This is a genomic window from Protaetiibacter sp. SSC-01 (genome assembly GCF_014483895.1).
Classification (GTDB): domain Bacteria; phylum Actinomycetota; class Actinomycetes; order Actinomycetales; family Microbacteriaceae; genus Homoserinibacter.
This window is the reverse complement of sequence record NZ_CP059987.1, coordinates 2118339-2141413: the sequence shown is the minus strand read 5'-3', so window position 1 is coordinate 2141413 and position 23075 is coordinate 2118339. Positions and strand designations below refer to the sequence as shown.

The window sequence follows — 23075 nt, the reverse complement described above, 5'->3', positions numbered from 1 at the left end:
CGCCGCGTCAGGAGACGCTCTCGAGGAGCCGCCGGGCGAGCCCCTCGTCGAGCACGAGGTCGGTGATGAGGCCCGCGGCGAGCGCGCCGCGCAGGCTCGGGAGCTTCTGCGCCCCCGACACGATGCAGATGCGGCGCGCGACCTTGACGAGCCGATCGAACCCGGGTCCCGTCGCACGCGCGTTGAGGGCGATGTCGCGCCAGCTTCCGTCGGCGCGGTAGAACACGGTCGCGACGTCGCCCACGGCCCGATCGGCGGCGAGGCTCTTGTAGTCGGTGCGGCCGAGGTAGCCGCCGATGTACACGCGGCTCGGCACCTCGGCGAAGGGCGAGCCGAGACCGAAGACCGCGACATCCATGCGCGCGATGAGGTCGAGCACGCGGCGCGTCGAGCGCTCGCGCCACAGGGCCTCCTTCGTGTCGGGGCTGTCGAAGAACGCCGGCACCGGGAACTGCTGGATGCGCGCCGAGTAGGCCCGTCCGAACCGCTCGAGGATCTCGCTCGCGTACTCGATCCCTGTCGTCTCGGTGTTGCCCGCCCCGTTCATCTGGACGATGACGGTGTCGTGGGTCTCCTTGGCGGTGAGGTGGCGGCTGAGCGCGCCGAGCGTCGAGCCCCACGCGATGCCGACGATGCTGTTCGACTCGATGTACTGGGGCAGCAGTCGCGCAGCGGTCATGGCGACGCGGTCGAGGCGGTCGACGTCCGAGAGCGACCCCGGCACGGGCACGACGTGCGCCGAGATGCGGAATCGCGCGGCGATCTCGCGCTCGAGCTGAGCGCCGCGGTCGAGCGGCGACGTGATCGTGATCTCGACGAGCCCCGTGTCGCGGGCGTGCGCGAGGAGCCTCGAGACCGAGGAGCGCGACGTGCGCAGCTCGCTCGCGATGGCATCCATCGTGAGGTCCTGCAGGTAGTACAGCTGGGCGGCCTTGAGGGCCGACATGAGCTTGGGGTCGGTGGGGGATTCGGATGTCATCGAGCCTCCTGCACATCCGTTCACTTCGGTTGCGAATCCTTTCGCAGAGCCACCAACATAGACGACATCACCACTCGACGCCCGGTCGTGCCGGGCAGGAACGAGGCAATCCCAGATGAGTCCCCGCCCCCGCACCGCCCTGCGCCCGGAGGTCGCTCGTCTCATGGAGCGCGGACGGACGCAGGTGCTCGTCATCGGGGGCGGCATCAACGGGATCGCGACGTTCCGCGACCTCGCGCTGCAGGGGCTCGACGTCGTGCTCGTCGAACGAGACGACTTCGCCTCCGCGGCCTCCGCCGCCTCGAGCCACATGATCCACGGCGGCATCCGCTATCTCGAGAACGGCGAGTTCCGGCTCGTCAAGGAGTCGGTGCAGGAGCGGAACGCGCTCCTGCGCACGGCGCCCCACCGCGTCGTGCCGCTCGAGACGACGATCCCGATCTACTCGACGTTCTCGGGCATCCTCTCCGCACCCTTGCGGTTCCTCACACACCGTCATCGCGGGCGTCCCAAGGAGCGCGGTGCGCTCCTCATCAAGATCGGCCTCACGATCTACGACACGTTCTCGCGCGAGGGCGGCGTCGTGCCGCGGCATCGGTTCCGCGTGGGTCGCCGCGCGCACGCCGACCTGCCGGCCCTCGATCCACGCGTGCGGTACTCGGCGACGTACTTCGACGCGGCGATGCACGACCCCGAGCGCCTCGCGCTCGACGTGCTGCTCGACGCGACCGCGTCGTCCGGCGCAACCGCCGTCAACTATGTCGAGGCGGTCGGGATGGACGCCGACGGCGTGCGCGTGAGGGATCGCGAGACCGGTCGCGAGTTCACGGTGCGCGCCGACGTCGTCGTCAACGCATCCGGCCCCTGGACCGACCTCACGAACGCCGCGCTCGGCCACGCGAGCCGGTGGATGGGCGGAACGAAGGGCTCCCACATCGTCCTCGACCATCCCGAGCTGCTCGCCGCCACGCGCGGGCGGGAGATCTTCTTCGAGCACTCCGACGGGCGCATCGTGCTCATCTATCCGCTCAAGGACCGCGTCATGGTCGGCACGACCGACATCGATGCCGACCCCGCAGAGCCCGTGCGCTGCACGGAGGAGGAGGTCGACTACTTCTTCGGACTCATCCGCCACGTCTTCCCCTCGATCGAGGTCGACCGTCCGCAGATCGTCTACCGGTTCTCGGGCATCCGCCCGCTGCCCCGCCACGAGGACACCCAGCCGGGGTTCGTGTCGCGCGACTACCGCGTCGAGGTCGTGCGGGCCGAGGGGAGCGCACCCGTCGTGAGCCTCGTGGGCGGCAAGTGGACGACCTTCCGCGCGATCGGCGAGGCGGTCGCGGATGCTGTGCTCGAGGTGCTCGGACGGCGGCGCGAGGTGTCGACCCGGGGTCGCGTGATCCGCGGCTCGGACGGCTACCCGCGAGGGGAGCGCGAGCGCGGGGCGTGGCTGCGCGCGCGCCTCACGGACGTCGACGCAGACCGCCGCGAGCTGCTGTTCGCGCGCTATGGCACGGCGGCGGCCGAGGTCGCCGTGTTCATGGGGGAGCAACACGACGCGCCGATCGGGGGCGGCGTGCTCTCGACGGGCGAGCTGCGCTGGATGCTCGAGCGCGAGCACGTCGAGCACCTCACGGACATCGTGCTGCGGCGCACCGACCTCGCGTTCACGGGCCGGCTCGACGCGGCGCTCCTCGACGAGATCGCGAAAGCCGTCTCGGACATCGCCGGTTGGGATGCCGCGCGCCGCGAGCTCGAGGTCGCGACGTGCACGCGCGAGCTCGCCGAGGTGCACGCCGTCGACCTCTCGGTCGACGGCGGACGGTGAACTCCTGCACATTCGTGCAACTTAGGCGCCTCGATGGCCGACCGGATGGACGGCGCCTCTAGGCTCCCGATGCACCACCCCGGTGAGCCTTCGCTGACAAAGGAGTTACCCGCACCCATGAAGCAATCACTCTGGCGACGGAACGGATTCTGGCTGATTCTGTCGCTCGTCCTCATCCTCGTCTCCGCCGTCGGCGCCTCGCTCGTCCAGACCGCGGGAGGCTCCGTCGTCGTCAAGGACCTCAAGTGGGAGACGTCGTCCGGCCGGGCGATGAGCGCGCTGCTGTTCAAGCCCGCAGGCGCGACCGCCGACGATCCCGCTCCCGCCGTGGTCGTGAGCCACGGCTGGTGGAACAACCGCGAGATGCAGGACGCCAACTACGTCGAGCTCGCGCGTCGCGGCTACGTCGTCGTCTCGATCGACATGTACGGCCACGGCAACTCCGACCCGCTCCCCGCGGACGAGCTGCAGGTCGGGGGCACGGGCATGTACGACGCCGTCCAGCTCGTCGCCGACCTGCCCTACGTCGACCACGACCGCATCGGCGTCTCGGGCCACTCGAACGGCGCGCGCGCCGCGAACTTCGCCGTCGCGATCGACGACGAGGCCGACGAGCAGCTCATCTCCGCGGTGTTCCTCGTCGACAACGAGGCGATGTACACGGATGAGGACAAGGCGTTCGCGAACAACTACGGCACGCGCGACGTCGGACTCGTCGCCGACCAGTACGACGAGTTCTTCTTCCGCAGCTACGGCGAGACGGTGACGCCGCCGCGCGAGTTCGCGACGACGCCCAACGCGCAGTCGTTCCTCTACTTCGGTGAGGAGCCGGGCGCCGAGGTGCGCGAGCCGGGCGAGTACTACTCGCAGGAGATCGACGGCGTCGAGGCCGTGCGCGTGCTCTACACGCCGCCGCAGACCCACCCGTGGGGCACGATCTCGTCGGGCACCGTCGCCGACCAGCTCGACTTCTTCGAGACGGCGTTCGGCGCTCCCGAGGCGATCGACTCCCACGCCCAGGTGTGGCAGGTGAAGGAGGCGTTCACGACCGTCGGGCTCGTCGGCTTCGGCATCTTCCTCGTCGCCTTCGCCCGTGCTCTCCTCGCGCTGCGTCCCTTCACGCGACTGAGGCTCGAGCAGGCGCCGGCGATGGTCGACCCGGGGCGCACCGGTCGCGCGTGGTTCTGGGGCGGTCTCGTGGTCTCGGCGCTCGTCTCGGGCGCGAGCTACATCTGGCTGAGCCAGGCGCAGTGGCTGTCGGCGATCGCCTACAGCGGCTCGGCGCTCGTACCTCAGGGTGCGGTGTTCTTCATCGCCTTCTGGGCCGCCGTCAACGGCGTCGCGGGGCTCGTCATCATGGGCGCGTCGTACCTCGCCTTCGGGCGGAGGAACGGCTCCGACCTCCGCGCGAGCGGCGTGCTGCCCGGATGGCGCAACCTCGGCCTGGGAGTGCTCCTCGCGCTCGTTACGACGGCTGCCGCCTTCACGATCGTCTTCGCGGTCGACTACTTCTTCAAGACGGACTTCCGCCTGTGGGTCCTCGCGGTGAAGTGGTTCTCGCCCGACAAGATCGGCTATGCGCTCCTCGTGCTGCCGCTGTTCCTGATCTACTTCGTGGCGAACTCGATCGCGATCAACGCGTTCAACCGGTTCGCGCTCGCGGGTCGCGAGTGGGTCAACACGGCGGTGCTCGCCCTGTTCAACTCGCTCGCGCCGATCGTGCTCGTCGTCGTGCAGTACACGACGTTCGCGGCGACGGGCGAGCTCGTGCCGGGCTTCGGCGGCATCTTCAGCATCTGGCTGTTCCCGGTGATCGTCATCCTCGCGGTGTCGGCCGTCATCTCGCGCAAGCTCTACCGCGCGACGGGCAACCCGTACATCGCGGGCGTGCTCAACGCGTCGGTCGTGGCGCTCATCTCGGCGTCGAACACCCTCGTGCTCACGTACTGACGAGCGCACACGACGGCCCCGTCTCCTCCGGGGAGGCGGGGCCGTCGGCGCGTCCGGCATCCGAGTTGCGGAGTGAGTGCTCACTCACTTATGCTCGCCGACGTGGTTCTTCCAAACGGGTTCGTGGTCGTGCGTGAGCGCGCGCGTCCGCTCGCGCCCGACGAGCGGCGCGAGGCGATCCTCGACGCCGTGCTCCCGCTCCTGCGCGACAGGGGTCGCGACGTCACGAGCCGCGAGCTCGCTGAAGCCGCCGGCGTCGCGGAGGGCACGATCTTCCGCGCCTTCGGAGACAAGGACACCCTCCTTGAGGCGGGCCTCATCCGCCTCCTCGCGCCCGAGGGATTCCGCGAGGAGCTGCGCCGCATCCCTCACGACCTGCCGCTCGAAGACAAGGTCACGTGCGTCATCGAGGCGCTGCGCACGCGGTTCGGCGAGGTCTTCCGCATCATGGCGGTCTTCGGGGTGGACGGGCCGCCGCCCGTGCGCGACGCCGGCGGGGGCGAATGGATCTCGATCCTGCACGAGCTGTTCGCATCCGACGCCGACCGCCTCGCGGTGCCCCTCGAGACGCTCGCCTGGTACCTGCGCCTCGTCGCATTCGGCGGCAGCATCGAGCCCTTCAACCACTTCCGGCCGTTCGACTCGGCCGAGCTCGCCACGGTCGTCGTGCACGGGGTCGCCGTGACCGGCGCGCCCGTGCCGCCGCCGCCCACGCGGCCGGCACGTTCCGCGGCCGCGGCGCGCCCATCACACGCCGCCTGACGCATCCGCCCCGCCCCACCCCTCCCGCTTCACCCGCTTCACCCGCTCACCTTCACCCCACCACCCACCACCGAAAGAAGCACCGTGCTCGGCAAACTCCTCGTGCGCTACCTGAAGCCGTACTGGCTTCTGCTCATCGGCGTCGTGATCTTCCAGCTCGCGCAGTCGATCGCCTCGCTCTACCTGCCCGCGCTCAACGCCGACATCATCGACGACGGCGTCGCGAAGGGCGACACGGGCGTCATCCTGGGCCTCGGCGGGCTCATGCTGCTCATCACCCTCGCCCAGATCGCCGCCGCGATCCTCGCCGTCTACTTCGGGGCGAAGGCCGCCATGGCGCTCGGCCGCGACCTGCGCGCGTCGATCTTCCGACGCGTCGGCGAGTTCTCCGAGCGCGAGGTCGCCCGCTTCGGCGCGCCCTCGCTCATCACCCGCACGACGAACGACGTGCAGCAGGTGCAGATGCTCGTGCTCATGAGCTGCACGATCCTCGTCTCGACCCCGATCCTCGCGATCGGCGGCGTCGTCTTCGCGCTCCGCGAGGACCTCGGGCTCTCCTGGATCATGGTCGTCGCCGTGCCGGTGCTGCTCATCTCGGTCGGGCTCATCATCACCCGGATGGTGCCGTACTTCCGCAAGATGCAGGCGCGCATCGACAACGTCAACCGCGTGCTGCGCGAGCAGCTCACCGGCATCCGCGTCATCCGCGCCTTCGTGCGCGAGGAGCGCGAGCGCGAGCGCTTCGGCGTCGCCAACGACGAGCTCACCGACACCGCCATCCGCGCGGGACGGCTGTTCGCGCTCATGTTCCCCGTCGTCATGCTCATCCTCAACGTGTCGAGCGTCGCGGTGCTGTGGTTCGGGGCGTTCCGGATCGAGGAGGGCGACCTGCAGGTCGGCTCGCTCATCGCCTTCCTCAGCTACCTCATCCAGATCCTCATGGCCGTCATGATGGCGACCTTCCTCGCCGTGCTGCTGCCGCGTGCGGCGGTGTCGGCCGACCGCATCGGCGAGGTGCTCGACACCGAGCCGTCGGTCGTCGCCCCCGCCGCGCCCGTCACCGAGCTCGCGACGCACGGCGAGGTCGAGCTGCGCGCCGCGACCTTCGCCTACCCGGGCGCAGAGGCGCCCGTGCTGCGCGAGGTGTCGTTCACCGCGCGGCCCGGACGGCTGACGGCGATCATCGGCTCGACGGGCGCCGGCAAGACGACGCTCGTCAACCTGCTGCCGCGCCTCTTCGACGTGACGGGCGGCGCCGTGCTCGTCGACGGCGTCGACGTGCGCGACCTCGACCCCGAGCTGCTGTGGAGCCGCATCGGCCTCGTGCCGCAGAAGCCCTACCTCTTCTCGGGCACGATCGCCTCGAACCTCCGCTACGGCAACCCCGACGCGACCGACGAGGAGCTGTGGGAAGCGCTCGAGATCGCCCAGGCCCGCGACTTCGTCGAGGCGAAGTCGGAGGGGCTCGAGGCGCCCATCGCACAGGGCGGCACGAACGTGTCCGGTGGCCAGAGGCAACGGCTCGCGATCGCGAGAGCGCTCGTGAAACGACCCGAGATCTACGTCTTCGACGACTCGTTCTCGGCGCTCGACACCGCGACGGATGCCCGGCTCCGCCAGGCACTCGCGCGCGAGGTGGGCGACGCGACCATGATCGTCGTCGCCCAGCGCGTGTCGACCATCCTTCAGGCCGACCAGATCGTCGTGCTCGACCACGGCGAGGTCGTCGGCCTCGGAACCCATGACGAACTGCTCGCGAGCTCCGCGGAGTACCGCGAGATCGTCGAGAGCCAGCTGAGCGCGGAGGAGGCGGCGTGAGCGCCGAGCAGAAGTCCCAGGGCGGCTCCGAGCCGGAGGCGACCACGGCATCCGCTCCGACCGCGGCGCCCATGCGCCGCCCCGGGCCCGGCGGTCCCGGCCACGGCCCGATGGGCGGCATGGGCATGCCCGCCGAGAAGGCCATGTCGTTCGGGCCGTCCGCGAAGCGCCTCATCGGCCGGCTGCGCCCCGAGCGCGTGGGCGTGTGGTTCGTGATCCTGCTTGGCACGATCGGCGTCGTCCTGAGCGTCATCGGGCCGAAGGTGCTCGGCGAGGCGACCAACCTCATCTTCGAGGGCGTCATCTCGTCGCAGCTGCCCGAGGGCGTCACGAAGGAGCAGGTGATCGAGCAGCTCGAGGCCGCGGGCGACACGACCCAGGCCGAGATGCTGCGCAGCATGAACCTGCGGCCGGGGGAGGGCATCGACTTCTCGGCGCTGTCGCTCGTGCTCGGGCTCGTGCTGCTGCTCTACGTGCTGAGCTCCGTCTTCATGTGGCTGCAGGGCTACGTGCTCAACGGCATCACGCAGCGCACCGTGCTGCGGCTGCGGCGCGACGTCGAGGCGAAGATCCACCGTCTGCCGCTCAAGTACTTCGACCGGATGCCGCGCGGCGAGCTGCTGAGCCGCGTCACGAACGACATCGACAACATCTCGCAGAGCCTCCAGCAGACGCTGTCGCAGCTGCTCACCTCGCTGCTGACCGTCATCGGCGTCATCGTCATGATGTTCGTCATCTCGCCGTGGCTCGCGCTCATCGCGCTCGTCGCCATCCCGATCACCCTCGGCATCACGATCGTCGTCGCGAAGCGCTCGCAGAAGCTCTTCGTGGCGCAGTGGACCCACACGGGTGCGCTCAACGCGCAGATCGAGGAGGGCTATACGGGCCACTCGCTCGTCAAGGTGTTCGGCCGCCACCGCGAGGTGCAGGCGCGCTTCGACGCCAAGAACGAGGAGCTGTACCAGGCGAGCTTCGGCGCCCAGTTCATCAGCGGCATCATCATGCCCGCGACGATGTTCGTCGGGAACCTCGTCTACGTCGCCGTCGCCGTCGTCGGCGGCCTGTTCGTCGCGAACGGCACGATGCGGCTCGGCGACGTGCAGGCGTTCATCCAGTACTCGCGTCAGTTCACGCAGCCGCTCTCGCAGCTGGGGTCGATGGCCAACCTGCTGCAGTCGGGGGTCGCATCCGCCGAGCGCGTGTTCGAGCTGCTCGACGCAGAGGAGCAGGTGGCCGATCCGCAGCCCGCCCAGACGCCCGCGAACGCGACCGGGCGGCTCGCGTTCGAGGACGTGTCGTTCTCGTACGACCCCGAGAAGCCGCTCATCGACGGGCTGTCGCTCGTCGCCGAGCCGGGACAGACCGTGGCGATCGTGGGGCCGACGGGCGCCGGCAAGACGACGCTCGTGAACCTCATCATGCGGTTCTACGACCCGGATGCCGGCCGCATCACGCTCGACGGCGTCGACACGACGCGCATGACGCGCGACGACCTCCGCGGCCGCACGGGCATGGTGCTGCAGGACACGTGGCTGTTCGGCGGCACGATCCGCGACAACATCGCGTACGGGCGCCCGGATGCGACGGAGGAGGAGATCATGGCCGCCGCGACGGCCGCCTACGTCGACCGTTTCGTGCACGCCCTGCCGGACGGCTACGACACGGTGCTCGACGACGAGGGCGGCAACGTCTCGGCGGGCGAGAAGCAGCTCATCACGATCGCGCGGGCGTTCCTGGCCCGGCCCTCGGTGCTCATCCTCGACGAGGCCACCTCGTCGGTCGACACGCGCACCGAGCTGCTCGTGCAGCGCGCGATGAGCGCCCTGCGCCGCGACCGCACCTCGTTCGTCATCGCGCACCGGCTCTCGACGATCCGCGACGCCGACCTCATCCTCGTGATGGAGGACGGCGCGATCGTCGAGCAGGGCACGCACGACGAGCTGCTCGCCGCCCGTGGCGCCTACGCGCGACTCTACGAGGCGCAGTTCGCGGCGCCCCTCGCCTCCGAGGATGAGGTGGCGCCGGATGCGTCGCTCGCCGCCGCACTCACGGGCCCCGTCCCGACGACGGCCTCGATCGTGCAGGAGGCCCTCGCCGAGGAGGGTCGCCCCGAGAACGCGGAGTAAGGGGCGCCGCCGCTCGACATCACGCGGGCGGGGGTGCCCGCCGCTCGACATCACGGCGGGCGCGGGGTCGCCGCTAGAGATCGGCGCCGGCGCCGAACGCCCGTCCGGCGACCTGACAGCGGGCGGGCCGCCCGTCTGCCGACCTCGCAGCGGGCGGGGGTGCCCGTCTCCCGCTGGTTGAGTGCCGCGCGCCGCGCCCGGAGGGCGCGACGCACGGCGTATCGAAACCCGATGGGCGCATGACGTGCGGAGGTATCGCATCCATTGACCGCTCCTGATACGCGGTGGGGCGTTCTCGATGCGGCACTCGCGCCCGCGCGGCGGGGTAGCCGCTCGTGCGGCGGGAGAAGTTACTCCCGCCGCACGCGCGTTTGCCCCGCCGCGGCCCGTTTTTGTCCCGCCGCGCGTCCGTTCCTCTCGTCGCCCGTCCGTTTCCCCTGCCGCATGTCAGAGCGGAGTCGGCGGGGGAAGTGACCGTGCGGCGGGAGTCGTTTCTCCCGCCCCGTTGTCGCTTCTCCCGCCGACTGGAGCCGGCTGCGGCAACCGGGCGGGCGTCCGTGCACCCGGCGGGAGCAACCACCCCCGCCGGGGGCAGTGTTCACCGCCCGGTGCTGCGATCTCTCCCGCCGACGGCTGCCCTGACCGCACATCGCTTGTCGGACTGCACCGATCCCCACACGCGCGCGCCATCAGCGGAGGGGACGCGCCGTGACCGGTGCGACAACGCCCGCGGATGACGACCGCTCGCCGCTGTCCCGGACGGCCACCGTCGGACATGAGACCGATCTGCCGCTGCCGCTGCCGCTGCCGCTGCCGCTGGCAGCTGTCCGCCCAGAGCCGCGTCCCGCGGCGAAGGATGCCGCCCGCGTCAGGCCGACTCGGCCTCGTCAGGGTCTTCGGTGGCGGGCGAGATGATCGAAGGATCGAACTCGGGGCGACCAGCGCCGAGCTCGTCGAGCACCGCGAAGTCGCCCGCGGAGGGATCGAGATCTTCGATCATCGAGTCGACGATCGAAGCCCCAGCCCCGATCGCGGGGGACTCGACGTTGCGGAGCTTGCGCTCGACGGCGCGCGTGCGTCGACCGGCCTCGCTGACCGTGTTCTGGGCCGTCTGCAGCTGCTTCTCGAGCTTTGACCAGACCTGCCCGTACTTCTGGAACTCGGTCTTAGCGGCGGCGAGCACCTGCCATACCTCCGAGCTGCGCTTCTCGATGGCGAGCGTGCGGAAGCCCATCTGGAGGCTGTTGAGGAGCGACATGAGCGTCGTCGGCCCCGTGATGAGGATGCGAAGTTCCGTCTGGAGCTTGCTCGCGAGGCCCGGTCGGCGCACGACCTCGGCGAACAGGCCCTCGGTCGGCAGGTACAGGATCGCGAAGTCGGTCGTGTGCGGCGGCTCGATGTACTTTTTGGCGATGGTCTTCGCCTGCTCGAGGATCGCGCGCTCGAGGGCGCGGCCCGCTTCGTCGATGGCGACTTTCTCACCCGACTCCTGGGCGTCGAGTAGCCGCTCGTAGTCCTCCTGCGGGAATTTGGAGTCGATCGGGAGGAACACGGGGGCACCGCCCTCCTCGCGCCCCGGCATCTTCACCGCGAACTCCACCCGCTCGGCCGAGCCCGGACGCACCGCAGCGTTCTCCTCGTACTGATCGGGGGTGAGGATATCCTCGAGCTGTCGGGAGAGCTGGACCTCGCCCCAGCCGCCGCGGTTCTTGACGTTCGTCAGTACGCGCTTCAGGCCGCCCACATCCGACGCGAGGGTCTGCATCTCCCCAAGCCCCTTCTGCACCTCCTCGAGCCGCGTGCTCACGAGCGAGAACGACTCGCCCAACCGCTTCTCGAGCGTGCCCTGGAGCTTCTCGTCCACCGTCTCGCGCATCTTCTCGAGCTTCGCCTCGTTGCCCTGACGGAGCTTCTCGAGCTCGTCGCGCAGAACGGCCTGCAGCTCGAGGTGCTTGTCGTTATTGGCCTTGGTGAGCGCCTCAATGCGGTCGGCGTTCTCCTTGAGCGAGGTCGTGAGAGCCGAGCGGAGCTTCTCGTCCACGGTTTCCCGGACTTTCTCGAGCTTCGTCTCGTTCTCCTGACGCAACGCGGTGAGCTGCTCGCCCACCGACTGCGTGAGCTGCTCGCCACGGGCGCGTGACGCCTCCGCTTCTGCGAGGAGCCGTTGCTGGACCTCGGCTCGCGACGTGTCGAGGTCACGGCGGACCTCCTGGTGCGCGGTGAGGCGCTCCTCGCGGTCCTGACGAAGCACATCGTTGAGTTCCCGTCGCTGTGCACGCAGCTCCTCGCGGAGGTCGACCTCGGCGCTGCCACCCCCGGCGCGACGGGCGAGCACGATCGCGAGCGTCACGACCGACAGGAGGAGGTTGCCGACCACGAGGCCGACCAGGAGAGCGTCCATGCCGCCAGTTTCGCAGGGGCCGCCGACATCGTCGGGGTGACGGGCCGCGGTATCCGCACTCGGCGTCCCGTCGGCCACCCGCGTCCGCTCAGGACCTCGCATCCGCAGGACCACCGCATCCGCCGACTGCCGCATCCGCGGACCGCCGCGTCCCCCACCCCCACCCCAGAAATGCAGGAGCGGATGCCGCCCGCACCCCCGAGAACAGGGGCCACAGGCCCCGTTCCTCCTGCATTTCTCGCACGCGTGAACAGTCGAACACGTGCGGAAAATGTTAACGAAATGTCTCCGAGTAGCCTCTCGACTATGGCTGCAGAGATCCTCGACCACTGGGTGGGTGGCGCCGTCTTCACCGGCGATTCCACCCGCACCGCACCCGTCTACAACCCCGCGAAGGGCACCGTGCAGAAGGAGGTGCGCCTCGCCTCCACGGCCGACGTCGACCACGCCGTCGCGACCGCCAAGGCCGCCTCCGTCGCCTGGGGTGAGACGAGCCTCGCGAAGCGCCAGGCCGTGCTCTTCGCGTTCCGCGAGATCCTGAACTCGCGCAAGACCGAGCTCGCCGCGATCCTCACCGCCGAGCACGGCAAGGTCACCTCCGACGCGCTCGGCGAGATCGCCCGCGGCCTCGAGGTCGTCGACTTCGCGTGCGGCATCCCGCACCTGCTCAAGGGCGAGTACTCCGAGAACGTGTCGACGGGCGTCGACGTGTACTCCGTGCGCCAGCCCGTCGGCGTCGTGGGCATCATCAGCCCCTTCAACTTCCCGGCGATGGTGCCGATGTGGTTCTTCCCGATCGCGATCGCGGCGGGCAACACGGTCGTGCTGAAGCCGTCCGAGAAGGACCCGAGCGCGTCGATCTGGATGGCGGAGGCGCTCAAGGAGGCCGGCCTCCCCGACGGCGTGTTCAACGTCGTCAACGGCGACAAGGAGTCGGTCGACGCGATCCTCGAGCACAAGGACGTCGCATCCGTCTCGTTCGTCGGCTCGACTCCCATCGCGAAGTACGTATACGAGCGCGGCACCGCCGCCGGCAAGCGCGTGCAGGCGCTCGGCGGCGCGAAGAACCACATGCTCGTGCTGCCCGACGCCGACCTCGACCTCGTGGCCGACTCGGCCGTCAACGCGGGCTTCGGCTCGGCGGGCGAGCGCTGCATGGCGATCTCGGTGCTCGTCGCGGTCGAGCCCGTGGCCGACGAGCTCATCGGCAAGATCAAGGACCGGATGTCGGGCCTCACGGTCGGCGACGGCACCCGCAACTGCGACATGGGTCCGCTCATCACGCGCGAGCACCGCGACAAGGTCGCCGGCTACCTCGACGTCGCGGCGCAGGACGGCGCGGACATCGTGGTCGACGGCCGCGGCATCGAGATCGACGGCGAGGCCGACGGCTTCTGGCTCGGCCCGACCCTCATCGACAGGGTGCCCACGAACTCGGCTGTCTACACCGACGAGATCTTCGGCCCCGTGCTCTCGGTCGTGCGCGTGTACTCGTACGAGGAGGGTCTCGAGCTCATCAACAACGGCAAGTACGGCAACGGCACCGCGATCTTCACGAACGACGGCGGCGCCGCCCGCCGCTTCCAGCGCGAGGTGCAGGTCGGCATGGTCGGCATCAACGTGCCGATCCCGGTGCCCGTCGGCTACTACTCGTTCGGCGGCTGGAAGGACTCGCTCTTCGGCGACACGAAGGCGTACGGCCCCGACGCCATCCGCTTCTTCACGCGCGAGAAGGCCGTGACGTCGCGTTGGCTCGACCCGTCGCACGGCGGCATCAACCTGGGCTTCCCCCAGAACGGCTGATCGTCGCGCGGCTGGAGCCGTGACCTCGGGGCGGGAGAAACGACTCCCGCCCCGTTGTCGTTTCTCCCGCCGGCGGTGGTAGCGTCCCGGCGGGGTGATGGCATGACGGATGCGGCGCGTGCCGCGGTCGACCGGGTGGTCGCCGCGCTGAGCGCCGCCGACGCGCCCACCGAGCAGCGGGTCGAGATCGTGCAGCGCCGGTTCCGCGGCACGCGCATGGTCGTCGCAGGCGACGTATGGCGGCTCGGCGCCGTGTGCGCGGATGCGTCGGGCGCGCTCTTCGCGACGGGCGAGGTGCTCGTCGTGGCGCGACCCACGCATCCGAACCACCGCTCGGCGACGGCCCTGCGACGCAACGAACTGCGGCAGCTCGCCGCGAAGTCGGGCATCCGCGACGGCTCGACGGTCGTGCTCGACGCCCGCCCGCTCGACCTCGCGGCTCCCGAGGCGCCGCTCGTGGCGACGGATGCGGGGGTCGCCGTCGAGTGGACGCCCGGCGCCGTCCCCGCGCCGCTCGAGGGCTACCTCACCGAGCGCGCGGAGCTGCTGCTACATCCGCCGCGAGGCGCGGCCGACTGACGCGTCAGCGCGCGCCCGACCGAACGCGGCGCGTCAGGACGCGACGGCGACCGCAGGCGGCACCGTCGACGCGATGCGGATACCGGCGATGCCCGAGAGCTCGTGCAGGTCGATCGCGCCGTGCCGGTCGGCCGCGTGCACGATGATCGCGGCACAGGCCTCGGCGTCGGCGACGGCGTCGTGGTGGGGGAAGTCCTCGAAGCCGACCGCCAGGGCGACCATCGGCAGGCGGTACGAGTCGAGGTGGTAGGTCTTGCGGGCGAGCTGCAGGCTGCACATGTAGGAGTAGGCGGGCACGGGGAGCCCCGTGGCCGCGCACGCCGACTTGATGACGCCCATGTCGAAGCCCGCGTTGTGCGCGACGAGGATGTCGTCGCCCGCGAACTCGACGAGATCGGGCAGCTGCTCCACCCATCCGGGGGCCCCGATGACGTCGTCGGCGCGGATGCCGTGGATGCGGGTGTTCCACTCGACGAAATGGTCATGGCCGGGCGGCGGCTGGATGAGCCAGCCGATGCGGTCGACGACCTGGCCATCGCGCACCTTCACGAGGCCGACCGAGCACGCGCTCGCACTGGACCCGTTCGCCGTCTCGAAGTCGATCGCGGTGAAGTCCAGTGGCACGTCACGACTCTCGCACGGGGCACCGACAGCGGCTCCGTGGCACGCCGGGCGCGGGCCGAACGGGCCCGCTCACACGGCGGGCCCGTCGCCGGGAGCTCCGACGACGGGCCCGATGGTGGTCCCGTTTCGCGGTCGCATCAGCGGACGCGGACCAGGGCGTGTGTCTGGGAGACGACGCGCTCGTGCTCGAGCTGCACGCGGAGCGCCTCACGCTCGCGGTGCAGCAGGCCGAGCTCGAACGAGTTCGCGAGCCGCTCGTGCCGGGCGAGCTCGCGCCCGGGGCGACGGCCCCAGCGGATGAGCGCCATGCCGAGGTGCAGCGCGGCGCGGTCGACGAGGCTCAGGGGGCGCGCCGGGGCGTGCACGGTGGGCATCTCGACCTCGTGGGACGGATGGGTGGTGTGACGCGCGTCGCGCGTCAGCGTGGTGTTCATGATCGGTGTCCTCAGATGTGGTGGATGTCGAGGCGGGCCTGGTGGGATGCCTCGGAGGAGTGCCGCTCCTGGCGGCACGCTACCGACCACCACCGACAGTCGGCGGGGTCGTGGACGGGACGTGATCAGCGTCGGAGGACCTCCGCTGATCGGGCTTCGAGAGCGTCGCCACCGTCATGGACGGTGGCGCAGAAACGCTCAGTCCCGGACGATGTCGACGCCGACGAAGCCGGCGAATGCTGCGAGTCGACGCTCGCGGCTGGTGAACACTGCGTTGATCATCTGCCGTCTCCTTTCGGTGTCTGTTGTCGTGCCGACCCTCGGCACAGGTGATGACACTAGCCAGGTCGCGACACGCGCCGCAAGCACCCCGGGCGTGTCGCGCGACATCCGGGACACCCGCGGGACACATCCGGGACACCCCGCCGCCGGTAGGCTTGACGCCCGTGGCTCTCACCATCGGAATCGTCGGCCTCCCCAACGTGGGCAAGTCGACCCTCTTCAACGCCCTCACCAAGAACACCGTGCTCGCGGCGAACTACCCGTTCGCGACGATCGAGCCGAACGTGGGCGTGGTGAACCTGCCCGACGAGCGCCTCGGCATCCTCGCCCAGATCTTCGGCAGCGAGCGCATCCTGCCCGCGACCGTGAGCTTCGTCGACATCGCGGGCATCGTGAAGGGCGCATCGGAGGGCGAGGGCCTCGGCAACCAGTTCCTCGCCAACATCCGGGAGGCGGATGCGATCGCGCAGGTCGTGCGCGGGTTCGCCGACTCCGATGTCGTGCACGTCGCGGGCGCCGTGGACCCGCAGGCCGACCTCGAGGTCATCACGACCGAGCTCGCCCTCGCCGACCTGCAGACCCTCGAGAAGGCAATCGCGCGTCTCGAGAAGGAGGTCAAGGGCAAGAAGGCCGACCCCGCGGTGCTGGATGCGGCGCTCGCCGCCAAGAAGACGCTCGACGAGGGCACGCCGCTGTCGCGCGCGACGGGCATCGACCTCGGGCTCCTCAAGGAGCTCGGCCTCATGACCGCGAAGCCCATCATCTACGTCTTCAACGTGGACGAGGACGTGCTGACGGATGAGGCCCGCAAGGCGGAGCTGTCGGCTCTCGTCGCGCCCGCGAAGGCCGTGTTCCTCGACGCGAAGGTCGAGTCGGAGCTCATCGACCTCGACCCGGAGGACGCGGCCGAGCTGCTCGCGTCGACCGGCCAGACCGAGTCGGGCCTCGACCAGCTCGCGCGGATCGGCTTCGACACGCTCGGCCTGCAGACCTACCTCACGGCGGGCCCCAAGGAGGCGCGCGCCTGGACCATCCGCAAGGGATGGAAGGCTCCGCAGGCGGCGGGCGTCATCCACACCGACTTCGAGCGCGGCTTCATCAAGGCCGAGGTCGTGTCGTTCGAGGACCTCGTGGCCGCCGGTTCGCTCGCGGAGGCCCGCTCGCGCGGCAAGGCCCGCATCGAGGGCAAGGACTACGTCATGCAGGACGGCGACGTCGTGGAGTTCCGCTTCAACGTGTAGCCGCGCTGCAACAACGAAGCGAGCACACACCCGGGCGCACCCGATTAGCAGGGATGCCGGCGCGCGAGCGCCGCCTGCTGTCGCCCAAGCCCGGTCGCCTGCGTCAAGTCACCTCACCGGCGGGGCGCACCGGGCAGCGACTCGCACACGATCCCGTCGTCGTCAGCGTCCAGCTGCGCAATATCCCCGTAGTAGGGGAAGTAGTAGCGATACCACGCGTCGGCCTCCGCCCACGTTCGGAAATCGGTGCAGTTCTTCGAGTTGCCCGGGTTCGCCGGTCGCGGATCGGTCGGCTGCGGGGCGGAAGGGATGAGCTCCTCGCACACGACGCCGTCGTTGTTCTCGTCGAGTTTCGCGACGTCCCCGTAGTACGGGAAATACTTGGCGTACCAGGTGTTCGCCTCGTCCCACGTGCTGAAGCTGCTGCAGTTGACGACATCCCCTGGGCTCGTGGGGGGCATCGGATTGTGAATCAGCCGGTACATGAACGCCGCCATGGAGTCTCGGAAGACTCCCTCCAGCCCTCGGTAGGAGCGCTTGCCACGGCCGTCGTCGAAGCCGGTCGTGATGCTGTTCGAGTTCATCCACACGAGCGCGCTATACGAGGAGTGGTCCGGGCGCACGTCAGTGAACGGTGAGCGCGGCGGGAGAGCCAGTGACGGACTGCCCGAGAAGCGATACATGAAGAGCGCCATGGCGTCGCGGCTTACAGGATCCATGCCGCGCCACGTGCGCTTTCCATTCGCTTCGGCATAACCGAGGGTGATGCCGCGATCGGCAAGCCAGGTGATCTCCTTGTAGAAGGGGTGATCTGTTCGTACGTCGATGAACGGCGAGACCTCGGGCGCGCTGAAGTCGGGCTTGCCTGCAAGGCGGTACATGAACGCCGCCATCGCGTCACGGTTGACGGGCAGTCCCGGACGGTAGGTCCGGGTGCCGTTCGGCTCCTCCCAGCCGGTCGATATCTGCTGCGCAGCAAGCCACTGGATCTGGCTGTAGTACGGGAAGGAGGGCCCGACGTCTACGAATGTGTAGCTCACCGGTGCTGGGGTGGGCTCCGAGGCCGTCGGAAACACGGCGGGGACCTCGATCGGCTGCTCGCCGCAGGTCGAGCCGCCGTACGGCTGAGCGAGCACAGCCTGGATAGCCGTGCGTTCCGCGCTGTCGACCGAGAGGCCCCAGCGGTATTTCACGGTGACGTAGTCGGTCACGTAGCGGCAGTGCGCCGCGACATCCGGGGGCAGCCAGGCGGCCGGATCCCGGTCGCTCTTGGACTGATTGACGTTGTCGGTGACAACCTGCAGGGACGCCGGCCAGTCAAGGTCGTTCGCGAACGCCGCGCGGGTTTGCGTCGTCCAGGCGTGAGCGCCGGATATCCACGCCTCCTTGAGCGGCACCATGTGGTCGATGTCAACGTCTGATGGGGCGGTCCAGACGGCGCCATCATAGGGAGACGTCCACTGTCCGGCAGCGACGGTACACCCGCTCGGGTTGTAGGTCGGCGGCACCTCGGAGGCGGCGATGAGCTTCTCCTGGCGCGTATTGCATCCGTCGCCGTCGGCGTCGATCCAGTGGTCGAAGTAGGAGCGGTCGTACGGAGTCGTCGAAGGCGACTTCACGATCAACGACGACAGCAGCGAGTTTGCGTTGCCGGTCTCGGCTGCGGCGGACTCGGCGCCGACCCCGCCCAGAGCGGCTGCCAGAATGATCGAAAGCGCGGTCGCGAGGGACAGGAAGATACGCAAGGTGATGCACTTTCCGGTTCGGGTGGTTTCGCAGGCTATCCGGATCGGGCGGCCGCGTCATCCCTCCTCTAGGGGGGACATGCGTTCGCCCAAGCCAGCCGCGCTCGGGTGCCACACTGAGTGGATGCCTCTTCTCGACCACATCGGCATCACCGTCGACGACCTGGCCCGCGGCATCGCCGAGTTCGACCCCATCCTGACCGCCCTCGGGTGCACGAAGCACGAGATCGACGGTTCGGTCTCGTGGTATCGCGAGGGCGAGACCGAGGTCATCCTCTTCCCCGCCCGCGAGGAGGGCACGGGGCCGCACGTGCACGGACGCGTCGGCTGGCAGCACCTCGCCTTCGAGGTCGACTCGCGCGACGAGGTGGACCGGATGCACGCGCTCGCCCTCGGCGCGGGCTGGACCGCCGTGCGCGAGCCGAAGGAGTATCCGCGCTTCACCGACCGCTACTACGCGTCGTTCCTCGAGAACAGCGACGGCATCCGCATCGAGTTCATGCACAACCCGCCGAGGCCCGCCGCGGAGGCCTGATCAGGGCTCGGCGCCGTCCTCCGCGGTGAGGCGCGGCTCGACCTTCTTCTCGGGGCGGAAGCCCGCCTTGTCGGCGTAGAAGGCGCGGATGCGGTCCATGTCGCCGCGCACGTCGCCCGTGAGCTCGATGGTCGGGCCGAGGCCTGTCGTCATCGTCGTGCGGTCGACGTAGCCGAGCGTGACCGGCATGTCCGCGTCGCGCGCGATGCGGTAGAAGCCCGACTTCCAGTGGGTGTTGCCGCCGCGCGTGCCGTCGGGCGTCACGACGAGACCGAAGACCTCGCCGCCCTTGATGCGCGCGACGACCTCGTCGACGACACGGCTCGCGTCCGCGCGATCGACCGGGATGCCGCCGAGGCCACGCATGATCGGCCCGCGCCAGCCGGCGAAGAGGCTCTTCTTGCCGAGCCAGCGGAAGTCCATGCCGAGGCGCCACGCGATGCCGAGCATGAGCACGAAGTCCCAGTTGGACGTGTGCGGGGCGCCGATGAGCACCGTCGGGCGCGTGGGAGCGGGCTCGGTGACGAGCTTCCAGCGGGACACGGCCCAGAAGATGCGGGCGACGAGACGGCGCATCCTTCCACGCTAGGCGCTGCGCATGTCGTCCGCGGCATGCGGATGCGGTAGAACACCCGGTCTAGTGCCGGCGGCTCCACGAGAGTACCCTGGCGCCGTCAGCGCCGTGAGAGGACGTCCATGGCCGAGCTCGACGACATCCCACAGCACGTCTCGACCGGGACGCTGCCCGGGTGGGATGCGGTCGAGAACCTCGTGCGGGAGGCCCACGCGTACGCGCGCGAAACGGGCGACGGCGACATCGCCACCTACATCCCGCGCCTCGCGCAGGTCGACCCCGAGCTCTTCGGCGTGAGCGTCGCGGAGGTCGACGGCGCCGTGCACGCGGCGGGAGACGCCGAGGTGCTGTTCTCGATCCAGTCGATCTCGAAGGCCTTCGTGTACGCGCTCGTGTGCGAGGAGCTCGGCCACGAGGTCGTGCGTGAGCGCATCGGCGTCGACAACACGGGCCTGCCGTTCAACTCGGTCATCGCGATCGAGCTCGCCGACGGGCACCCCGGCAATCCCATGGTGAACGCGGGCGCGATCGCGACGACGGCGCTCGTGCCCGCCGCATCCGCCGACGAGCGGTGGGCGCGCATCCAGGCCGGCCTCTCCGCGTTCGCGGGCCGCCGCCTCGAGCTCGACGGCGAGGTGTACACCTCGGAGGCCGATACGAACCAACGCAACCGCGCGATCGGCACCCTGCTGCAGGCCTACGGCCGCATCGAGGCCGACCCGCTCGGCGCCGTCGATGCCTACACGCGCCAGTGCTCGCTGCTCGTGACGGCGACCGACCTCGCCGTCATGGGTGCGACGCTCGCCGACGGCGGCGTGAACCCCGTGACGGGGGAGCGGGTCGTGGCGGCGGATGTCGCACGCGACACCCTCGCGGTGCTCGCCGCGGCGGGCCTCTACGAGCGCTCGGGCGAGTGGCTCTTCGAGATCGGCCTGCCCGGCAAGTCGGGCGTCGCGGGCGGCATCATGACCGTCTCTCCCGGCAAGGCGGGCATCGGCGTCTTCGCGCCGCGACTCGACGGCGCCGGCAACAGCGTGCGCGGTCGCCTCGCCACGCGCTACCTCGCCCGCGCTCTCGGCCTCGACATCTTCGCGTCCGAGGCCCGCGAGCACGGGCCCTACCCCTACTCGAGAGAGAAGCCGTCATGACCGCCACGCACGCTCGGGATGCCGCCCCCGCCCACGCAGAGCCCAAGGCCTCGTGGGCACCCATGGTCGGGCTGTTCTTCGCCCAGATGCTCATGTCGTTCAACGTCGCCGCGCTGCCGGTGTCGATCGGCGGCATGGTCGAGGAGTTCGACGTGCCGCCGACGACGGCGAGCACGGCGATCGTCGTCTACGGCCTCGCGGTCGCGGCGCTCGTCATGGTGGGCGCGAAGCTCGGGCAGCGCGTGGGCTGGGTGCTCATCTTCCGCATCGTCGTCGCGACGTTCGCGGGCTCGTCGCTCATGATGCTGTTCGGACCCAACGTGTACTGGATCATCGCGGCGCAGGTCGTCGCGGGCGCGTCGGCCGCGATCATCGTGCCGAGCCTCGTGGCGCTCATCGCCGAGAACTACCGCGGCCGCCAGCAGGCGACGGCGGTCGGCTCCCTCGGGTCGGCGCGCGCCATCTCGGGCGTCACGGCGTTCTTCATCGGCGGAGCCCTCGGCACGCTCATCGGTTGGCGCCCTGTCTTCGGCGTGGTGCTCGGCATCGCGGTGCTCGTCTTCATCCTGAGCTTCCGGCTGCGGGGAGACCGAGGCGACTCCGGCATCCGCATCGACCTCGTCGCGGCCGTGCTCATCGGCCTCGCGATCGTCTCGCTCACGCTCGGCTTCAACAACCTCAACGGCTGGGGCGTGCTCGAGGCGACCGACAACGCGCCGTTCTCGATCGGCCGCATCTCGCCCGCGCCGCTGCTCGTGCTGCTCGGCATCGTGCTCGGGCAGGCGTTCTTCCTGTGGACGCGGCGGCGCACGAAGCAGGGCAAGGTGCCGCTCGTGAGTCTGCAGGTGCTCGGCAAGGGCAGCGAGCGCGCGGCCGTCTACGCGATGTTCATCGTCGTGGCGCTCGAGGCGGCGCTCAACTTCACGGTGCCGCTCTACATCCAGATCGTGCAGGGGCGCACGCCGTTCGACACCTCGCTCGCGATGATGCCGTTCAACCTCACGGTGTTCGTGACGGCCACTCTCATCGTGCGGTTCTACGGCCGGTTCAACCCGCGCACGATCGGCGTCGCGGGCTTCGTGCTCACGACGGCGGCGCTCGTGTGGCTGTCGTTCGTCGTCACCAACAACTGGGAGACGCTGCCGACGATCCTCGGCCTCTTCGTCTTCGGCGTCGGTCAGGGCGCGCTCGTGACACTCGTGTTCAACGTGCTCGTGACGGCGGTGCCGAAGGACCTCGCGGGCGACGTCGGCTCGATCCGCGGCACGACGCAGAACCTCGCGTCGGCCGTCGGCACGGCGCTCGCGGGGGCGCTGCTCGTCGGCATCCTCGCGGCGAACATCTCGAGCGCCCTCACGCAGAACACCTACCTGCCCGAGGAGCTCGTCGACGAGGTGAGCCTCGAGAACGCCAACTTCGTCAGCAACGACCAGCTGCGCTCGCTGCTCGAGGGCACGGATGCGACCCCGTCCCAGACGGACGAGTTCGTGCGCATCAACGAGGAGGCGCGCCTCTCGGCGCTCCGGATGGGGCTGCTGATCCTCGCGGGCATCTCGGCTCTCGCGATCGTGCCGGCCGCGCGCCTGCCGAGGTATCGGCCGGGCGAGATCCCCGAACCGCAGAACGCGAGAAAGTAGCCGCTCAGGTGCCCGTGAGCAGGGCGTCGCGCAGTTCGACCGAGAGGTCCGGCGGCACGTCGACGGGCACCGCGAGAGCGTGGAGGGCGCGCGAGTAGTAGTTGCGCGCTGCGGCCGCGAGGGCGATGTCGACGATCTCCTGGTCGGAGAAGCCGAGCTCGCGCAGGCGGAGCGAGTCGGCATCCGTCATCGACGCGGAGTCGCGCGAGAGCTTCTGCGCGAACTCCATCATCGCGACCTCCGCATCGCTGAGCCCCGCGTCGTGGAAGTCGCGCGCGATGCGCACGAGCTCCGCCTCGCTGATCGCCGTGAGCGCCTTGCGGCCGTGCGCGAGCCGACAGGCCTGCGAGCCGATCGCCTGCGCGGCGGCGAGCGTCACGAGCTCGTAGCGGCGCAGGTCCATCGTGCGCCGGGAGGCGCGGATGAGGTCGACGAAGGCGGCGACCGCGGCCGGGTTGTCGGCCATGACGCGCGTGTGCGGCGGCACGTAGCCGAGGTCGGCGAGGTCGTCGGCGTAGAGGGCCGCGGCGTCGCCCGTGACCTCGTCGGGCTCCGGGGTGTGGATGATGGCCATGGTGCCTCCCGAGCACGAGCCTGGCACCGGAACTC

At 69.9% G+C, this 23075-nt stretch carries 18 protein-coding genes; 11 read left to right on the top strand and 7 right to left on the bottom strand.

Features of this window, described 5'->3' with window-relative positions; all coding sequences use genetic code 11:
• Positions 1 to 7: 7 nt before the first annotated feature.
• The gene (locus H4J02_RS10110; RefSeq protein ID WP_187674464.1) at positions 8 to 979 is read right to left on the bottom strand and encodes a sugar-binding transcriptional regulator; all 972 of its coding nucleotides are present in this window, start codon (positions 977 to 979) and stop codon (positions 8 to 10) included.
• A 115-nt stretch (positions 980 to 1094) separates the two neighbouring features.
• Here H4J02_RS10110 and H4J02_RS10105 point away from each other — a divergent pair, with 115 nt between their 5' ends.
• The 5 genes from H4J02_RS10105 (at position 1095) to H4J02_RS10085 (ending at position 9463) form a co-directional block, all read left to right on the top strand.
• On the top strand, positions 1095 to 2807 hold the full coding sequence (locus H4J02_RS10105; RefSeq protein WP_187674463.1) for a glycerol-3-phosphate dehydrogenase/oxidase: 1713 nt from the start codon (positions 1095 to 1097) through the stop codon (positions 2805 to 2807).
• 117 nt (positions 2808 to 2924) lie between these two features.
• A complete protein-coding gene (locus tag H4J02_RS10100; RefSeq protein WP_187674462.1) occupies positions 2925 to 4757 on the top strand; it encodes a S9 family peptidase in 1833 nt (610 codons plus the stop codon).
• A 102-nt stretch (positions 4758 to 4859) separates the two neighbouring features.
• A complete protein-coding gene (locus H4J02_RS13935) occupies positions 4860 to 5519 on the top strand; it encodes a TetR/AcrR family transcriptional regulator (protein ID WP_262406025.1) in 660 nt (219 codons plus the stop codon).
• 84 nt (positions 5520 to 5603) lie between these two features.
• Positions 5604 to 7337, top strand: coding sequence for an ABC transporter ATP-binding protein (locus tag H4J02_RS10090; protein ID WP_187674461.1), 1734 nt, complete (start codon positions 5604 to 5606; stop codon positions 7335 to 7337).
• A gap of 71 nt (positions 7338 to 7408) precedes the next feature.
• Positions 7409 to 9463 (top strand): ABC transporter ATP-binding protein, encoded by a 2055-nt coding sequence (locus H4J02_RS10085; RefSeq protein ID WP_316250711.1) that lies wholly within the window; start codon positions 7409 to 7411, stop codon positions 9461 to 9463.
• Positions 9464 to 10331: 868 nt separating this feature from the next.
• Here H4J02_RS10085 and rmuC read toward each other — a convergent pair.
• Positions 10332 to 11864, bottom strand: coding sequence for a DNA recombination protein RmuC (gene rmuC, locus H4J02_RS10080; protein WP_187674460.1), 1533 nt, complete (start codon positions 11862 to 11864; stop codon positions 10332 to 10334).
• Between the two features lie 306 nt (positions 11865 to 12170).
• Between rmuC and H4J02_RS10075 the strand changes: the two genes are divergently transcribed.
• The gene (locus H4J02_RS10075; protein ID WP_187674459.1) at positions 12171 to 13667 is read left to right on the top strand and encodes a CoA-acylating methylmalonate-semialdehyde dehydrogenase; all 1497 of its coding nucleotides are present in this window, start codon (positions 12171 to 12173) and stop codon (positions 13665 to 13667) included.
• A gap of 102 nt (positions 13668 to 13769) precedes the next feature.
• The gene (locus H4J02_RS10070; RefSeq protein ID WP_187674458.1) at positions 13770 to 14246 is read left to right on the top strand and encodes a hypothetical protein; all 477 of its coding nucleotides are present in this window, start codon (positions 13770 to 13772) and stop codon (positions 14244 to 14246) included.
• A 33-nt stretch (positions 14247 to 14279) separates the two neighbouring features.
• On the opposite strand, the gene H4J02_RS10065 is transcribed toward H4J02_RS10070, so the two are convergent.
• Positions 14280 to 14870 (bottom strand): 3'-5' exonuclease, encoded by a 591-nt coding sequence (locus H4J02_RS10065; protein ID WP_187674457.1) that lies wholly within the window; start codon positions 14868 to 14870, stop codon positions 14280 to 14282.
• A 137-nt stretch (positions 14871 to 15007) separates the two neighbouring features.
• Complete coding sequence (locus H4J02_RS10060; RefSeq protein WP_187674456.1) at positions 15008 to 15304, bottom strand: hypothetical protein; 297 nt, start codon at positions 15302 to 15304, stop codon at positions 15008 to 15010.
• A gap of 446 nt (positions 15305 to 15750) precedes the next feature.
• On the opposite strand from H4J02_RS10060, the gene ychF reads away from it, so the two are divergent.
• Positions 15751 to 16827 carry a redox-regulated ATPase YchF gene (gene ychF, locus H4J02_RS10055; RefSeq protein ID WP_187674455.1) on the top strand — a complete coding sequence of 359 codons (1077 nt, stop codon included), beginning with the start codon at positions 15751 to 15753 and terminating at the stop codon, positions 16825 to 16827.
• Positions 16828 to 16940: 113 nt separating this feature from the next.
• On the opposite strand, the gene H4J02_RS13930 is transcribed toward ychF, so the two are convergent.
• Complete coding sequence (locus tag H4J02_RS13930; protein WP_262406023.1) at positions 16941 to 18572, bottom strand: excalibur calcium-binding domain-containing protein; 1632 nt, start codon at positions 18570 to 18572, stop codon at positions 16941 to 16943.
• 124 nt (positions 18573 to 18696) lie between these two features.
• On the opposite strand from H4J02_RS13930, the gene H4J02_RS10035 reads away from it, so the two are divergent.
• The gene (locus H4J02_RS10035; RefSeq protein ID WP_187674454.1) at positions 18697 to 19107 is read left to right on the top strand and encodes a VOC family protein; all 411 of its coding nucleotides are present in this window, start codon (positions 18697 to 18699) and stop codon (positions 19105 to 19107) included.
• Here H4J02_RS10035 and H4J02_RS10030 read toward each other — a convergent pair whose 3' ends face one another.
• A complete protein-coding gene (locus tag H4J02_RS10030; RefSeq protein ID WP_187674453.1) occupies positions 19108 to 19683 on the bottom strand; it encodes a 1-acyl-sn-glycerol-3-phosphate acyltransferase in 576 nt (191 codons plus the stop codon). It lies immediately after the preceding gene.
• Positions 19684 to 19803: 120 nt separating this feature from the next.
• On the opposite strand from H4J02_RS10030, the gene glsA reads away from it, so the two are divergent.
• Positions 19804 to 20829: a glutaminase A gene (gene glsA / locus H4J02_RS10025; RefSeq protein WP_187674452.1), complete on the top strand. Its 1026-nt coding sequence runs from the start codon at positions 19804 to 19806 to the stop codon at positions 20827 to 20829.
• Positions 20826 to 22466 (top strand): MFS transporter, encoded by a 1641-nt coding sequence (locus H4J02_RS10020; RefSeq protein ID WP_262406022.1) that lies wholly within the window; start codon positions 20826 to 20828, stop codon positions 22464 to 22466. The genes glsA and H4J02_RS10020 overlap by 4 nt, the downstream gene beginning before the upstream one ends.
• 4 nt (positions 22467 to 22470) lie before the next feature.
• On the opposite strand, the gene H4J02_RS10015 is transcribed toward H4J02_RS10020, so the two are convergent.
• The gene (locus H4J02_RS10015; RefSeq protein ID WP_187674451.1) at positions 22471 to 23040 is read right to left on the bottom strand and encodes a carboxymuconolactone decarboxylase family protein; all 570 of its coding nucleotides are present in this window, start codon (positions 23038 to 23040) and stop codon (positions 22471 to 22473) included.
• Positions 23041 to 23075: the final 35 nt, after the last annotated feature.

What these genes read in the sequence shown, in the direction of transcription:
- H4J02_RS10110 (WP_187674464.1), bottom strand. Translation starts at nt 979, where the DNA reads ATGACATCCGAATCCCCCACCGACCCCAAGCTCATGTCGGCCCTCAAG.
- H4J02_RS10105 (WP_187674463.1), top strand. Translation starts at nt 1,095, where the DNA reads ATGAGTCCCCGCCCCCGCACCGCCCTGCGCCCGGAGGTCGCTCGTCTC.
- H4J02_RS10100 (WP_187674462.1), top strand. Translation starts at nt 2,925, where the DNA reads ATGAAGCAATCACTCTGGCGACGGAACGGATTCTGGCTGATTCTGTCG.
- H4J02_RS10085 (WP_316250711.1), top strand. Translation starts at nt 7,409, where the DNA reads ATGCGCCGCCCCGGGCCCGGCGGTCCCGGCCACGGCCCGATGGGCGGC.
- rmuC (WP_187674460.1), bottom strand. Translation starts at nt 11,864, where the DNA reads ATGGACGCTCTCCTGGTCGGCCTCGTGGTCGGCAACCTCCTCCTGTCG.
- H4J02_RS10075 (WP_187674459.1), top strand. Translation starts at nt 12,171, where the DNA reads ATGGCTGCAGAGATCCTCGACCACTGGGTGGGTGGCGCCGTCTTCACC.
- H4J02_RS10070 (WP_187674458.1), top strand. Translation starts at nt 13,770, where the DNA reads ATGACGGATGCGGCGCGTGCCGCGGTCGACCGGGTGGTCGCCGCGCTG.
- H4J02_RS10060 (WP_187674456.1), bottom strand. Translation starts at nt 15,304, where the DNA reads ATGAACACCACGCTGACGCGCGACGCGCGTCACACCACCCATCCGTCC.
- H4J02_RS10035 (WP_187674454.1), top strand. Translation starts at nt 18,697, where the DNA reads ATGCCTCTTCTCGACCACATCGGCATCACCGTCGACGACCTGGCCCGC.
- H4J02_RS10030 (WP_187674453.1), bottom strand. Translation starts at nt 19,683, where the DNA reads ATGCGCCGTCTCGTCGCCCGCATCTTCTGGGCCGTGTCCCGCTGGAAG.
- glsA (WP_187674452.1), top strand. Translation starts at nt 19,804, where the DNA reads ATGGCCGAGCTCGACGACATCCCACAGCACGTCTCGACCGGGACGCTG.
- H4J02_RS10020 (WP_262406022.1), top strand. Translation starts at nt 20,826, where the DNA reads ATGACCGCCACGCACGCTCGGGATGCCGCCCCCGCCCACGCAGAGCCC.
- H4J02_RS10015 (WP_187674451.1), bottom strand. Translation starts at nt 23,040, where the DNA reads ATGGCCATCATCCACACCCCGGAGCCCGACGAGGTCACGGGCGACGCC.